The sequence below is a fragment of the Umezawaea sp. NPDC059074 genome (assembly GCF_042738955.1).
Taxonomy (GTDB): domain Bacteria; phylum Actinomycetota; class Actinomycetes; order Mycobacteriales; family Pseudonocardiaceae; genus Umezawaea.
This window is the reverse complement of record NZ_JBHYHC010000105.1, coordinates 14,309-30,376: the sequence shown is the minus strand read 5'-3', so window position 1 is coordinate 30,376 and position 16,068 is coordinate 14,309. Positions and strand designations below refer to the sequence as shown.

At 72.8% G+C, this 16,068-nt stretch carries 3 protein-coding genes; all 3 read left to right on the top strand.

Annotated elements, in window-relative coordinates; all coding sequences use genetic code 11:
* On the top strand, nucleotides 1-921 hold a 921-nt coding region (locus ACFWW9_RS33935; protein ID WP_390386232.1), incomplete at its 5' end, for an iron-siderophore ABC transporter substrate-binding protein.
* A gap of 20 nt (nucleotides 922-941) precedes the next feature.
* Nucleotides 942-15,797: an amino acid adenylation domain-containing protein gene (locus tag ACFWW9_RS33930; protein ID WP_390386231.1), complete on the top strand. Its 14,856-nt coding sequence runs from the start codon at nucleotides 942-944 to the stop codon at nucleotides 15,795-15,797.
* Nucleotides 15,794-16,003, top strand: a complete 210-nt coding sequence (locus ACFWW9_RS33925; RefSeq protein ID WP_390386230.1) for an MbtH family protein — start codon at nucleotides 15,794-15,796, stop codon at nucleotides 16,001-16,003. The genes ACFWW9_RS33930 and ACFWW9_RS33925 overlap by 4 nt, the downstream gene beginning before the upstream one ends.
* Nucleotides 16,004-16,068 lie beyond the last annotated feature (65 nt).

Here is a 16,068-nt window from a genome sequence, read left to right as displayed (position 1 = left end):
GGGGGGGGTGTTTGCGCCCCCGCCGCCGCGTCCGGTGGCGCCTTCCCGGTCAAGGTCGAGCACAAGTACGGCACCACCGAGGTGAAGGCCGAACCCAAGCGGGTCGTCACGCTGGGGTTGTCCGACCAGGACGTCGTGCTCGCGCTGGGCACCAAGCCCGTCGGCGCCATCGACTGGTTCAAGGAGACCCCGTACGGCAAGTGGCCGTGGACCCAGTCCCTGTGGGGCAGCACGCCTCCCGAGGTCGTCGGCGAGCGCGACGAGTACAACATGGAGAAGATCGCGGGCCTCAAGCCCGACCTGATCCTCGCCCAGTACTCGGGCATGAAGCAGGAGCAGTACGACACCCTGTCCAAGATCGCCCCGGTCGTCGCGCAGCCCAAGGGTTTCGAGGACTACCAGGCCCCGTGGCAGGACAGCGCCCGCCTCGCGGGCAAAGCGCTCGGCAAGGCCGACGAGGTCGAGAAGCTGATCAAGGGCATCGACGACAAGTTCGCCGCCGCCAAGACCGCGCACCCCGAGTTCGCGGGCAAGTCCGCCGTCGTGGCCGACGCCTACCAGCCCGGCACCTACTCGGTGTTCTCGCCGAACGACCCGAAGATGCTGTTCCTGACGCAGCTCGGCTTCACCGTGCCCGCCAAGCTCAAGGAGGCCGTCGGCACGGAGAACGTCGTCGACCTGTCCTACGAGCGCTTCGACGTCATCGACGTCGACCGCCTGGTGTGGCTGATCGCGGACCCGGCGTCCACGGACCAGATCAAGAACGAGGCGCTGTACAAGAACCTCAAGGTGGTGCAGGAGAAGCGCGACCTCTTCGTGCCCTACGACGAGCCGCCGGTCGGCGCCGCCATGTCGTTCAACACCGTGCTGAGCATCCCGTACGCGCTCGACCAGATGCTCCCGCTCCTCTCCGCCAAGTAAGAACCAGAAAGGCGTTCGTGATGATCCCGACCGGTACCTGGCCCGTGCGCGAGGTCGACGAGCTGTCGTGGCCCGCCGTCTTCGAGAGGCAGGCCGGTCGGACTCCCGACGCCGTCGCCGTGGTCTGCGAGTCCGATTCGCTGACCTACGGCGAGCTGAACGCCGCCGCGAACCGCCTGGCACGTGCCCTGGCGGTTCGCGGCGTGGGCGCGGAGGACGTGGTGGGCGTCGCCCTGCCGCGGTCGGTCGACCTCGTCGTGGCGCTGCTCGCGGTGCTCAAGGCGGGCGCGGCCTACCTCCCGCTCGACCTGGACCACCCGCGAGAGCGGGTCGCATTCATGCTGACCGACGCCGGGGCGCGGGTCGTGCTCTCGACGTCGGAGATGGCCGACGAACTCCCGGCCGGGCCGGAAGTCCTGCTGCTGGACCGGGAATCGTTCGACGGCTCCGCGGCGAACCTGGACGTCCCGATCGGCCTGCACCAGGCCGCGTACGTCATCTACACCTCCGGGTCGACCGGCAGGCCCAAGGGCGTCGTCGTGTCGCACGAGGGCATCGGCAGCCTGATCGCCACGGCGACCGACCGGATCGGCGTCACGGCCGAGAGCCGGGTCGTGCAGTTCGCCTCCGTCGGCTTCGACGTCGCCGTGTGGGACCTGACGATGGCGCTGGGCGTCGGCGGCCGGGTGATCGTCGTGCCGACCGAACGCCGGGTCGCGGGCGAGGCCCTCACCGAGTACATCGCGCACCACGGCGGCACGCACATGATCCTGCCGCCGTCGCTCGTCGCCGCGCTGCCGCCGGACTGCGAACTGCCCGAGGGCGCGGTGCTCGTCGTGGGCACCGAGACCGTGCCGAGCGAGCTGATCGCCCGCTGGGCAAAGAGGTTGACCGTGGTCGCGGCCTACGGCCTGACCGAGGCGACGGTGAACTCCACGCTGTGGCGCGCCGAGGCGGACTGGGTCGGCCCGGTGCCGATCGGCGTCCCCGACCCGAACACCCGCTGCTACGTCCTGGACCCCGACCTGCGGCCGGTGGACGTCGGCGTGGAGGGCGAGCTGTACGTCGGCGGCCGCGGCCTGGCCCGCGGTTACCTCGGCCGTCCCGGCCTGAGCGCCGAGCGGTTCATCGCCGACCCGTTCGGTGAGCCCGGATCACGCATGTACCGCACGGGCGACCGCGCGAAGTGGCGTGCCGACGGCAACATCGATTTCCTCGGCCGCGCCGACGGCCAGGTCAAGATCCGCGGCTACCGGATCGAGCCGGGCGAGATCGAGAGCGTCCTGATGGCGCACCCGGACGTCTCCCAGGCCGCCGTGGTCGTCCGCGAGGACCACCGCCGCGTCAAGCGGCTCGTCGGCTACGTGGTCGGCACGGTCGACGCCGCCACGGCCCGCGCGCACGTCGCCGACACGCTGCCCGAGTACATGGTGCCGTCCGTCGTGATCGTCCACGACGGACCACTTCCGTTGACCCCCAACGGGAAGCTCGACCGGGCGAAGCTGCCCGACCCCGACTGGACCGCCCTGACCGGCCACGCCCAGCCGCGCACCCCGACCGAGCGCGCGCTCGTCGGGCTGGTCGCCGACGTGCTGGGCCTGCCGTCCGTCGGCGTGCACGACAACTTCTTCGAACTCGGCGGCGACAGCATCGTCGCCATCGGCCTGGTCAGCCGCGCCCGCGCCGCCGGGCTCGCGATCACGCCGCGCGAGGTGTTCCGCCTCCGCACGCCCGCCGCCCTGGCCGCCGTCGCCCGCCAGGAAGCCGCCCAGACCCACGACGCGAGCACCGGCACCGTCGTCGCGACCCCGATCATCCGCTGGCTGGCCGAACTCGGTGGCAAGGTCGACGCGTTCTACCAGTCGATGCTGTTCCAGGTCCCCGACCTGGAGACCGCCACCCTGGACTCCGTGCTCCAGAAGGTGATCGACCACCACGACCTGCTCCGGTCGCGCATCAACCCCGACTGGTCCCTGGACGTCTCCGGCACCGTGCGCGCGGCGGACGTGGTCGAGCGCGTCGACACCGGCCTCGACGTCGACACCTGGACCGCCCGCGCCGCCGGACAGCTCGCGCCGCACGACGGCCGGATGCTGCGGGCCGTGTGGTTCGCGCCCGAACGACGGCTGCTCCTGGTGCTGCACCACGTGATCGTCGACGGCGTCTCGTGGCGCGTCCTGTCCACCGACCTGGCCCAGGCCTGGTCCGGCCACGACCTCGCCCCCGTCGGCACGTCCTTCCAGCGCTGGGCGGCCGCGCTCCCCGACGTCGATCGCCGCGCGGAACTCCCGGTGTGGCAACGGATGCTGTCCGGTGAGGACACGCCGTTCACCAGCCGCCCGCTCGACCCCGCCGTGGACCTCGTCTCCACGGCGCGCAGGCTGACCGTGACCCTGCCCGCCGGGCAGACCGCCCCGCTGCTGACCACCGTCCCGGCCGCCGTGCACGGCGCGGTCAACGACGTCCTGCTCACCGCGCTGGCGCTGGCCTTCGCGAAGTGGCGCGGCGGCGACGAACTCGTGCTGGACCTGGAGGGCCACGGCCGCGAGGAGATCGTCCCCGGCGTCGACCTCGCCCGGACCCTCGGCTGGTTCACCAGCATCTTCCCCGTCCGGCTCACCCCCGGCACGGGCGGTCTCGACGACGCCCTCAAGCAGGTCAAGGAGCAGCTCCGGGAGATCCCGGACAACGGCATCGGCTTCGGCCTGCTCCGCTACCTCGACGAGGGCTCCGGCCTGGCCGGGAAGCCGGTCCCGCAACTGCTGTTCAACTACCTCGGCCGGTTCACCGCGACCGAGGGCACCGACTGGGCCACCGCGCCGGAAGCGCCGCCGCTGGGCGAGGACCGCGACCCGCTGATGCCGTTCGGGCACGCGCTGGAGATCGACGCCGTCGTCCGCGACGACGAGGCCGGACCGCGGCTCAGCGCCACCTTCACCTGGCCCGGCGGCCTGCTGGCCGAGGACGAGGTGTCCCGGCTGGCGGTGTGCTGGCTGGAAGCCTTGGACTCGCTGGCCCGGCACGAGGGCGTCGGCGGGCACACGCCGTCGGACTTCCCGCTGGTGGCGCTGGACCAGGCCGAGGTGGACGAGCTGTCCGCGCCCGGCTTGGTGGACGTGCTGCCGCTGACCCCGTTGCAGGAGGGGTTCTTCTTCCACTCCGTGTTCGACGAGTCCGCTGTGGACGGTTATGTCGTCGGCCAGCACCTGGAACTGGCGGGCCCGGTCGACGCCGTCGCGCTGCGCCGGGCCGCGCAGGGCCTGCTGGACCGGCACGCGCCGCTGCGCGCCCGTTTCCACCAGTTCCCGGACGGCCGGGTCGTGCAGGTGGTCGCCGACGTCGAGCTGCCGTGGCGCGAGCTGGACATCACGTCCCTGACCGACGACGGGCAGGCCGCCCGGATCGACGAGCTGGTCGCCGAGGAACGCGCGCTGCGCTTCGACCTCGGCCGCCCGCCGATGCTGCGCGCCACGCTCGTGCGCGGGGGTCACGAGCGGCACTGGCTGCTGCTCACGATCCACCACATCGTGGCCGACGGCTGGTCCCAGCCCATCCTGTTCCAGGAACTCCTGGCCCTCTACGCCCCCGGCGAGGACCTGCCCCGCCTGCCCGAGGTCGCGCCTTACCGCGACTACCTCGGCTGGCTCGCCGACCGCGACCGCCCGGCCGCGCAGGAGGCGTGGGGCGCGGCGCTCAGCGGCGTGGACGAGCCGACCCGCTTGGCCCCGGAGGCCGTTTCCGCGGCACGGCAGGAGTTCGTGCGCGTCGAGGTGCCCGCCGACGTCACGTCCGCCGTAGTGGCACGGGCGCGCGAGCACGGCCTGACCCTCGGCACGGTCGTGCAGGGCGCGTGGGGCCTGGTGCTCGGCCGGTTCACCGGCCGCGACGACGTGGTGTTCGGCAGCACGGTGTCCGGCCGCGAGGCCGCCGTCGCGGGCATCGAGGCGATGATCGGCCTGTTCATCAACACCCTGCCGGTGCGCGTGCGCTGGCAGGACGACGAGACCGTCGCCGCCGTGCTGGCCCGCCTCCAGGACGAGCAGGCCGGGCTGCTGGACCACCAGCACCTCGGGTTGTCGGACGTCCAGCGCGCGGCGGGCGTCGGCGACCTGTTCGACACCCTGGTCGTGGTGGAGAACTACCAGCTCGACCGCACCCCGGCCGCGCCCGGCGGGACGCTGTCCGTGGTGCGCACCGGCACCTCCGAGACCGGCCACTACCCGGTCGAACTCACGATCACCCCCGGTCGCACCCTCGGCCTGGTTTTCGAGCACGACGCCGCCCGCCTCGGCGCGGACCTCGTGCACCGGCTCGCGGAACACCTGGTCGACGTCCTGGCCACCGACTGGGCGCGGCCCGTGGGCGAGATCGGCGCGGCGAAGGCCCGCCAGGCCGTGGAACAGCTCGCGGGGGAGGTGCGGGCCGTCCCGGAGACGACCCTCGCCGCCGCGTTCGAGGCGCAGGTCGCCCGCACGCCAGACGGGACGGCGCTCGTCGTCGACGGCGTTTCCCTGACCTACCACCAGCTCGACCGCGAGGCGTCCGCGCTCGCGCGGACGCTCGACGTCGGCCCCGAGGACGTCGTGGCGGTCGCCGTGCCGCGCTCGGCCGACCTGGTCGTCGCCCTGCTGGCGGTCCTGAAGGCCGGTGCCGCCTACCTGCCGATCGACCTCGACCACCCGGCCGACCGGATCTCCTTCCTGCTCCGCGATTCCGGCGCGCGGACCGTGCTCACCACGGCCGACGCCGTGCTGCCGTCGGTCGACGGCGTCCGCCGGGTCCTGCTGACCGACCCGCCGTCCGACCGCGACCTCCGGTCGGCGGGCCCGGACTACCCGGCGTACCTGATGTACACCTCCGGCTCGACCGGGCGGCCCAAGGGTGTGCTGATCACCCACCGCGCGGTCGTCGGGCAGCTCGCCTGGCTGCGCGACCGGTTCGCGCTCGGCGTCGGCGAACGCGCGCTGCACCAGTACTCCGCGAGCTTCGACCCGTCTGTCCAGGAGATCTTCGGCCCGCTGCTCAGCGGTGGCGCGGTCGTGGTCGCCAAGCCCGGCGGCCAGCGCGACCCCGGTTACCTGGCCGACCTGATCCGGCGCGAGCGGGTGACCATGGTCGACCTGGTGCCGTCGATGTACGCGGCCCTGCTGCGCTCCGAGTTGCCGACCGGCTGGGCGTCGAGCCTGCGCCGGGCGTTCAGCGGCGGCGAGGCGCTGACCGGCGACCTCGCGGGCCGCTGGCTGGCGGCGACCGGCGTGCCGATCCTCAACGTCTACGGCCCCACCGAGACCGTCGTGCAGGTGACGTCGTGGGAGTACGACGGGTCCACCGACACCGCCGTCCCGATCGGGCGGCCGGTGTGGAACACCCGCCTCTACGTCCTGGACTCCGCGCTGCGGCCCGTCCCGGCCGGGGTGCCGGGGGAGCTGTACCTGGCGGGCGGGCAGCTCGCCCGCGGCTACCACGGCCGTCCGGACCTGACCGCCGACCGGTTCGTCGCCGACCCCTTCGGCGAGCCCGGAACCCGCATGTACCGCACGGGTGACCTGGTCCGTTGGGCCGAACCGGGAGTGGTGACCTACCTCGGCCGCACGGACCACCAAGTCAAGATCCGCGGCAACCGCGTCGAACTCGGCGAGGTGGAAGCCGCCGTCCGCCGCCAGGACGGCGTCACGGACGTCCTCGTGGTCGCCCGCGAGGACGAGCGCGGCGGCAAGCGGCTCGTCGCGTACGTCGCCGGAACCGTTGGGGGAGAACAGCTCCGCACCGCGTTGGTCGCGGCGTTGCCGGAGCCGATGGTGCCGAGCGCGATCGTCGTGCTGGACGCGCTGCCGTTGACCGTCGGCGGCAAGATCGACGTCAAGGCGCTGCCGGAACCCGTGGTCGAACGCGCCGCCCTCACCGGCCCGCGCGACGACCGCGAACGCACGCTCACCGACATCTTCGCGGCCGTGCTGGGCCTCGCGGAGGTCGGCGCGGACGAGGACTTCTTCGCGCTGGGCGGCGACAGCATCCTGTCCATCTCGGTGTCGAGCCGCGCCCGCAAGGACGGCCTGAAGATCAGCCCGCGCGAGGTGTTCGAGCACCGCACGCCCGCCGCGCTGGCCGCGCTCGTTCCGGTCGACACCACCCCGGTCGTCGTCTCGGACGGCGTCGGTGACGTGCCGCAACTGCCGATCGTGCACCAGTTGCGCACCGACGGCGGCCCGATCGGCCGGTTCAACCTCTCGATGCTGGTGCGGACCCCGGTCGACGCGGACGTCGACCGGCTCGCGGTGGCCTTGCAGACCGTGATCGACCACCACGACGCCCTGCGGCTCAAGCTGACCCGCGTCGCCGGTGTCCTGTGGTCGCTGGAAACCCAGCCGGTCGGCGCGGTCCGGGCCTCCGACCTGCTGCGGCGCGTGGAGAACCAGGACTACGAGACCGAGTCCGACGCGGCCGTCGGACGGCTCGACCCGGACGCCGGTGTCGTGCTGCAAGCCGTGTGGTTCGACGGCGGCCCACTCGAACCCGGCCGGTTGTTCCTGGCCGCGCACCACCTCGCCGTCGACGGCGTCTCGTGGCGGATCCTGTTCGAGGACCTGGAAGCCGCGTGGACCGGTGTGCCGCTGGAGCCCGTGCGGACGTCGTTGCGCCGCTACGCCAAGGCCGTCACCGAGCAGGCGCAGAGCCCGGAACGGCTCGGCGAGCTGACCCACTGGGTCGAGACCCTCCAGCCCGGCGCGGACCTGGTTCCCGGCGCTCCGCGCACCGGGACCGTGGGTGGCGCGCACCGCCGTGAGGTCCGGCTCTCCACCGCCGACACGACCCCGTTGCTGGGCGCGGAGATCACCGAGACCCTGCTGGCCGCGTTGGCCCGCGCGGCGGGCGGCGACCTGCTGGTGGACGTGGAACGCCACGGCCGCGAGGAGATCGCGCCCGACGTGGACCTGACCCGCACGGTCGGCTGGTTCACCAGCGTCCAGCCCGTCCGGCTGCCCGCGGACGGCGACCTGCGGACCATCAAGGAACGCCTCCGGGCCGCGCCGGACAACGGTCTCGGCTACGGGATGCTGCGCTACCTCAACGCCCAGGTCGCCCCGTTGCTCGCGACCTCTGCCCAGGCGCAGGTGTTGTTCAACTACTTCGGCCGGTTCAGCGCCGGTCAGGACGCCGACTGGCAGCCGACGTCCGAGACCGTCTCCGCCCGCTACGACGACGACCTCGCGCTGCCGTACCAGGTGCAGCTCGACGTCGTGTGCGAGGAGACGCCGCGCGGCCCGGAACTGGTCGCGACCTGGCTGTGCCCGTCCACTGTGGACGACGGGCTGGTCGACCGGTGGGTGACCGCGCTGCGCGAGCTGGCGGGCACGTCCGCCGGGCTCACGCCGTCCGACCTCACCACGATCACGGTGACCCAGAACGAGATCGACCGGGTCGCCGAGGTCAGCCCGGTGCCCGTGGAGGACATCTGGCCGCTCGCCCCGTTGCAGGAGGGCATCTACTTCCACGCCAGCTACGACCAGAGCGAGCTGGACGTCTACACCGCGCAGGACACGTTCGACTTCGACCACCGGCTCGACGTCGACCGGCTGCGAGCGGCGTGCGCCGCCCTGCTGGCCCGCCACCCCAGCCTGCGCGCCGGGCTCACCAGCGACGGCCTGTCCCGGCCGGTCCAGTTCATCGGCCGCGCGCCCGAGGTGCCCGTCGAGGTGCTCGACTTCACCGGTCTGGCCGACGTGGACGCCCGGATGGAGGAGCTGAAGACCGAGGACCGCAGGCGGCGGTTCGACCTCGCGCACCCGCCGCTGTGCAGGCTCAAGGTCATCCGGCTCGGACCGGACCACGACCGGCTCATGCTCAGCCACCACCTCGTGCTGTGGGACGGCTGGTCGCAAGGGCTGTTCTTGGAAGAGCTGCTGGGCCTCTACGAGACCGCTGGCGATGCCACGGGTCTCGCCGAGCCCGGCACCTACCGCGACTACCTGACCTGGTTGGGCGAGCAGGACGTCACCGAGGCCAAGACCGAGTGGCGGCGGGCGCTGTCCGGGCTCGCCGAGCCCACGCTGGTCGGCCCGGCCGACCGCGGCGGCGAACCCGCGATCCCGGACCGCCGCCACGTCGAGCTGTCCGTCGAGGACGGCGACCGGCTGCGCGCCGAGGCCCGCAAGCACGGCGTCACGCTGAACACCGTGCTCAACGCCGCGTGGGCGCTGGCGTTGGCGACCGAGGTCGGCAGGCAGGACGTCGTGTTCGGCACCACGGCCGCGGGCCGTCCCGCCGAGGTGCGCAACGTCGAGCACGCCATCGGCATGTTCCTCAACACCGTGCCGGTCCGCGTCGCGTTCGACCCGCGCGAGACCGTGCTGGAGCTGTTGCGGCGCTTGCAGTCCGAGCGCGCGACCCTGATGAGCCACGAGTACCTGGGGCTCGGTGACGTGCAGCGGGAGAGCGGGCACACCACCCTGTTCGACACGCTGTACGTGTTGCAGAACTTCGCCGACGAGGACGGGTTCGCCCAGCTCAAGGAGCGGCACGGCATCACGGCCGTCGGCAGCGTCGACTCGACGCACTACCCGATGACGCTGGTCGTCACGCCGGGCCGCCGCGTGCGGATCGCGCTCGACTACCGCCCGGACCTGATCGGGGCCGACCACGCGTCGACCACGCTGGCCCGGTTCACCACCGCCCTCGACCGGCTGCTGGCCGACGTCTCCGCGCCGGTCGGCACGCTGGACCTGTTGTCCGACAACGAGACCGCGCTGCTGGCCGCCGAGTGGGACGCCAGCGCGAACCCCGTGCCGGACGAGACGATCGCGGACCTGCTGGCCGCGCAGGTCGTCCGCACGCCGGACGCGGTCGCGCTGGTGTTCGGCGAGCAGCGGTTGACGTACGCGGAGCTGGACGGCCGGATCAACCAGCTCGCCCACCTGCTCCTCGCCCGCGGCGCGGGTCCGGAACGCGTGGTGGCGCTGGCGTTGCCGCGCTCGACCGAGATGGTCGTGGCGCTGTTCGCGGTGCTGCGCACCGGGGCCGCCTACCTGCCGCTGGACCTGGACCACCCGCTGGACCGGCTCCAGCTGATGATCGACGACACCGACCCGGTCGTGCTGCTGTCGAAGGGCGCGGCGCTGACCGCCCCCACCGTGCGGCTGGACGACCTCGCCGTGCTGGCGGACTACCCGATCACCCGGCCGGAGGTCTCGTTCAGCCTGGAGCACCCGGCGTACGTGATCTACACGTCCGGCTCGACGGGCAAGCCGAAGGGCGTCGTCACGCCGTACCGCGGCCTGACGAACATGCACCTCAACCACCAGGGCGCGATCTTCGCCCCGGCCATCGCGGCGGCGGGCGGACGGCGGCTGCGGATCGCGCACACCGTGTCGTTCGCGTTCGACATGTCGTGGGAGGAGCTGCTGTGGCTGGTGGAGGGCCACGAGGTGCACGTGTGCGACGAGGAGCTGCGCCGCGACGCCGAGGCGCTCGTGGCGTACTGCGACACGCACCTGGTCGACGTGGTCAACGTGACCCCGACCTACGCGCACCTGCTGATCGAGGAGGGCCTGCTGGCCGGGCACGTGCCCGCGCTGGTGCTGCTCGGCGGCGAGGCCGTGTCCGACGCGGTCTGGAACCGGCTGCGCGACACCCCCGGCACGTACGGCTACAACCTGTACGGGCCGACGGAGTACACGATCAACACCCTCGGCGCGTCCACTGAGGACAGTGCGACGCCCACGGTCGGCCGCGCGATCTGGAACACCCGCGCGTACGTGCTGGACGCGAACCTGCGCCCGGCCGCGCCGGGCAACCCCGGTGAGCTGTACATCGCGGGCATCGGCTTGGCCCGCGGCTACCACGAGCGGTTCGGGCTCACCGCGGAACGCTTCGTCGCCGACCCGTTCGGCGAGCCCGGCACCCGGATGTACCGGACCGGCGACCTGGTGCGGTCGCGGCCGGACGGCATCATCGACTTCCTCGGCCGCACCGACGACCAGGTCAAGATCCGCGGCTACCGCGTCGAACTCGGCGAGATCGAGTCGGCCCTGGGCGACCACGACGACGTGGCGCAGGCCGCCGTGGTGGTGGACGAGAAGAAGCGGCTCATCGGCTACGTCGTCGGCACCGCCGACCCGGCCGACCTGCGGGCCAGCCTCAAGACGCGGCTGCCGGAGTACATGGTGCCGACCGCGATCGTGGCCGTGGAGTCGTTCCCGCTGACCGTCAACGGCAAGCTGGACGTGCGGGCCCTGCCCAAGCCGGAGATCACCACCGCGGCGGGCCGCCGGGACCCGGAGACGCACCAGGAACGTGTGCTGTGCGAGCTGTTCGCGGACGTCCTCGGCGTGCCGGGGATCGGCGTGGACGACAACTTCTTCGAGCTGGGCGGCCACTCGCTGCTCGCGACCCGGCTGATCAGCCGGGCCCGCACCGCGCTGGAGACCGAACTCGCCATCCGCGACCTGTTCGAGGCCCCGACGATCGCCGAACTGGCCATCCGCGCCGGTGGTTCCCGTGCCGCCGCGCGCCCCGCCGTGGTCGCGCTGGACCGGCCCGAGGAACTGCCGCTGTCCTTCGCCCAGCGCCGGTTGTGGCTGGTGCAACAGCTGGAGGGCACGTCGTCGGCGTACAACTTCCCGCTGGTGCTGCGGCTCCGCGGCAGGCTGGACGTCGGCGCGCTGCGCGCCGCGATCGGTGACGTGATGGCCCGCCACGAGGCGCTGCGGACGGTGTTCGGCGAACGGGACGGCGTGCCGTTCCAGCGGGTCGTGCCGGTCGCCGAACCGGTGCTGGAGGTCGTGGACGTCCTGGACGTGGAGGAGTTCGTCGCGGCCACCGTCGACCGGCCGTTCGACCTGTCCGTCGACCTCCCGGTGCGCACGACGGTCGGCAGGCTGTCGGCGGAGGAGAACGTCGTCGTCCTGCTGCTGCACCACATCACCACCGACGAGTGGTCCGACCGGCCGTTCCTCGCCGACCTCGCCGCCGCCTACGCGGCCCGGTCGCGGGGCGTCGACCCGGAACTGCCGCCGCTGGCCGTGCAGTACGGCGACTACGCGCTGTGGCAGCGGAAGCTGCTCGACGACGGCGACCTCGCCACCGCGCAGCTCGACTACTGGGCGACGGCGTTGGACGGCGTTCCCGAGGAGCTGGAACTGCCGACCGATCGGCCCCGCCCGGCGCGGCCGTCGTTCCGCGGCGCGGAGCTGGAGGTCGACCTCGGCCCGCTCGCCGACGGCCTGCGCGGGCTGGCCCAGCGGACCGGCGCGTCGCTGTTCATGGTCCTGCACGCCGCCGTGGCCACGACGCTGCACCGGCTCGGCGCGGGCGTGGACATCCCGCTCGGCGCGCCCATCGCGGGCCGCACCGACGAGGCGTTGGACGACCTGGTCGGGTTCTTCGTCAACACCCTGGTGCTGCGCACCGACCTGTCCGGGGACCCGAGCTTCACCGAGCTGGTGGCACGGGTGCGCGAGACCGACCTGGCCGCGTTCTCGCACCAGGACGTGCCGTTCGAGGCCGTCGTGGAACGGGTCAACCCGACCCGCTCGACCGCCCGCAACCCGCTGTTCCAGGTCATGGTGGGCTACCACAACCGGTCCGGCGACTGGCTGGAACTGCCCGGCCTGGACGTCGACTGGGAGCCGGTCACGACCCGGTCGGCCAAGTTCGACCTGGTGTTCAGCTTCACCGAGCACGTCGACACCGGCGCCGTCGTGCTGGCGCTGGAGTACGCCACCGACCTGTTCGACCGGGAGACGGCCGTTCGGCTCGGCGAGCGGCTGACCGCGGTCGTCGAGGCCGTCACGGCGGCCCCGGACGCGCCGGTCAGCGCCATCGAGGTGCTGTCGGACGCCGAGCGCTCGCTGGTGGTCGACGGGGTCAACGCCACCGTGCGGGACGTGCCGGAGGAGACGTTCCCGGCCCTGTTCGCCCAGCGGGTCGAGGAGTTCGGCGACTCGGTGGCCGTCGTGGACCGGTCGCGGTCCATCAGCTACGCGCGGCTCGACGCGCTGTCCAACCGGATCGCCCGCCTGCTCATCGGCCGCGGGATCGGCGCGGAGGACGTGGTCGGCATCGCGGTGCCGAAGTCGATCGAGATGGTCGCCACGATCCTCGGGGTGCTCAAGGTCGGCGCGGCCTACCTGCCGCTCGACCTGTCGCACCCCGCCGACCGCGTGGCGTTCATGCTGGAGGACTCGGCCGCCGCGCTGCTCGTCGGCACCGAACGGGAGGCCGCGCGGGTGCCGTCGGTCGACGGTCTGCCGCGGGTGCTGCTCGACGACCCGGAGACGGCGGCGGAACTGGCCGCGCTCGACGAGTCCACTGTGGACACCGGTCCGGTGGCGCTCGACTCGGCGGCGTACGTGATCTACACGTCCGGCTCGACCGGCAAGCCCAAGGGCGTCGTCGTGCCGCACGAGGGCATCGCGAGCCTCGCGGCGACGGCGATCGACCGGATGGACCTGAAGACCGACAGCCGCGTGCTCCAGTTCGCCTCGGTCGGCTTCGACGTGGCGGTGTTCGAGCTGACCATGGCGCTGACCGTCGGCGGGAGGCTCGTGCTGGCCCCCGACGAGGTGCGGGTGGCGGGTCCGGCGCTCACGGACTTCCTGCGGGAGCGCCGGATCACCCACATGATCCTGCCGCCGTCGCTGGTCGCCGCGCTGCCGGAGGACTGCGAACTCCCGGCGGGGTCGACGATCCTGGTCGGCACCGAGACCGTCCCGCCGGACGTGATCGGCCGCTGGGCGGGCAGGCTCAACCTGCTGGCCGCCTACGGCCTGACCGAGGCGACGGTGAACTCCACGCTCTGGCGGGCCCGCACGGGCTGGTCCGGCGCGGTGCCCATCGGCGTCCCCGACCCGAACACGACGGTCTACGTGCTGGACGCCGCGCTGCGCCCGGTGCCGCCCGGCGTGGTGGGGGAGCTGTACGTCAGCGGTCGCGGCCTGGCCCGCGGCTACCTCAACCGGGCTGGTCTGACGGCGGAGCGGTTCGTGGCCTCGCCGTTCGGCGAGCTGGGCGAACGCATGTACCGCACCGGAGACCGGGCGCGGTGGCGGATCGTCGGCGGAGCCGACCATCGGACAGAGCCGGGCGTCCTCGAATTTCTCGGCCGCGTGGACGACCAGGTCAAGATCCGCGGGTTCCGCGTCGAACTGGGCGAGATCGAGGCCGCGTTGACCCGGCACCCGGCGATCAGCCAGGCCGCCGTGGTCGCGGACCGCGAAGGCGACATCACCCGGCTCGTCGGGTACGTCGTCGGCGACGCGGATCCCGTGGAGCTGCGGGCCTTCGTGGCGGACCGGCTGCCCGAGTACATGGTCCCGGCGACCGTCCTCACCCTGGACGGGCCGCTGCCGCTCACCCCCAACGGCAAGCTGAACCGCAAGGCGCTGCCCAAGCCGGACTGGTCCGCGTTGACCGGCGACGACCGCCCGACGACCGAGCAGGAGCGGGTGATCGCGGACCTGTTCGCGACCATCCTGGAACTGCTGTCCGTCGGCGTGCACGACGACTTCTTCGTGCTGGGCGGGCATTCCATGTCGTCCATGCGCCTGGTCGGTCAGGTCCGGGCCGCGCTCGGCGTCGAACTGTCCATTCGGGACGTGTTCGACTCGCCCACGGTCGCCGGTCTGGCCGCACGGCTCGGGGGTGCGTCGGACGCCCGGTCGCCACTGGTGCCGGTCGCCCGGCCCGAGGTGCTGCCGCTCGCGCCGCCGCAGCGCTGGCAGTGGGCCCGAGGCCGGGCGAACGACCACGCGCTCTCGCTGCTCGCGCCGTCGGGCTTCGACGTTTCGGCGCTGGAGCGGGCGTGGGCGGACGTCGTGGAACGGCACGAGCCGCTGCGCACCGAGCACACCGCGTTCGAACAGCGGCACGGCACCGCGCCTTCGCTCGTTCTCGACCCGGTGACCGACGACCTGGACGCCCGGCTGGCGGAACTGGCGCGTGGCAACGGGTTCCCGCTGCGGGCCACCCTCGTCACCGACCGGTCGGGCGCGCAGGCGTTCCTGCTCACCGCGCACTACCTGGTGCTGGACGAGTGGTCGGTGGTCCCGCTGTTCCGCGACCTCACCGCCGCGTACACCGCGCGACTCGCCGGGCGCGCGCCGACGTGGACGCCGTTGCCGGTGAGCTACGCCGACTACACGGTGTGGGCGCGGGAGTGGCTCGGCACGGCCGCCGCGCCGCAGCTCGACTACTGGCGGACGGTGCTGCGCGGTGCTCCCGCCGACCTGGCGCTGCCGTTCGACCGGCCGCGCCCGGCCCAGCCGAGCGGGGCGGCGGACATCGTCGAGTTCGCGCTGGACCCCGTGCTGCACCAGGGGATCGACCGGTTGGCGCGGGAGACCGGGACGAGCCTGTTCATGGTCGTGCAGGCCGCGGTGGCGGTGCTGCTGACCCGGCGGGGCGCGGGGGAGGACCTGCCGATCGGCACGCTGGTCGCGGGCCGGACCGAGGAGGCGCTGGCCGACCTGGTCGGCTGCTTCTTCAACACCGTCCTGCTGCGCACCGACACGGCGGGTTCCCCGAGCTTCGCCGAACTGCTGGCGCGCGTCCGGGAGACCGACCTCGGCGCGTTCGACCGGCAGGACGTGCCGTTCGCCGACGTCCTGGCCGAGGGCGCGCCCCGGCCGCGAGTGATGCTGATCCACCACGAGCGCGCCCGTGCGGAGGTCCTCGAAGGTGGCGTCGGCTCGTTCGACGCCGTCCCGATCACCACTACGGACGTCGACCTCACCGTCAGCCTGTACGAGCCGCGGGGTGACGGACCCGTGCCCTGTGAACTGATCTACGCCACCGACCTGTTCGACCGCGTGACGGTCGAGGGGCTGGCGGCCGAACTGGTCGACGTGTTGGCCGCCGCTATCGAGAGGAACGAGTCATGAGCAACCCCTTCGAGGACACCGAGGGCCGCTTCTTCGTCCTGGTCAACGACGAGGAGCAGCACTCGCTGTGGCCGTCGTTCGCCGATGTGCCCGCGGGGTGGCGGCCGGTGTTCGGCGAGGACACCCGTGAGGCGTGCCTGGCCTACGTGGAGACCACGTGGACCGACCTGCGGCCCAAGAGCCTGCGGGACGCCATGACCGCCTGACACCCGTTCGGGCGGGTTCGTGTCCCTCGAACGGGCACGGATCCCCGTCGGTCGGAGGTCGACCG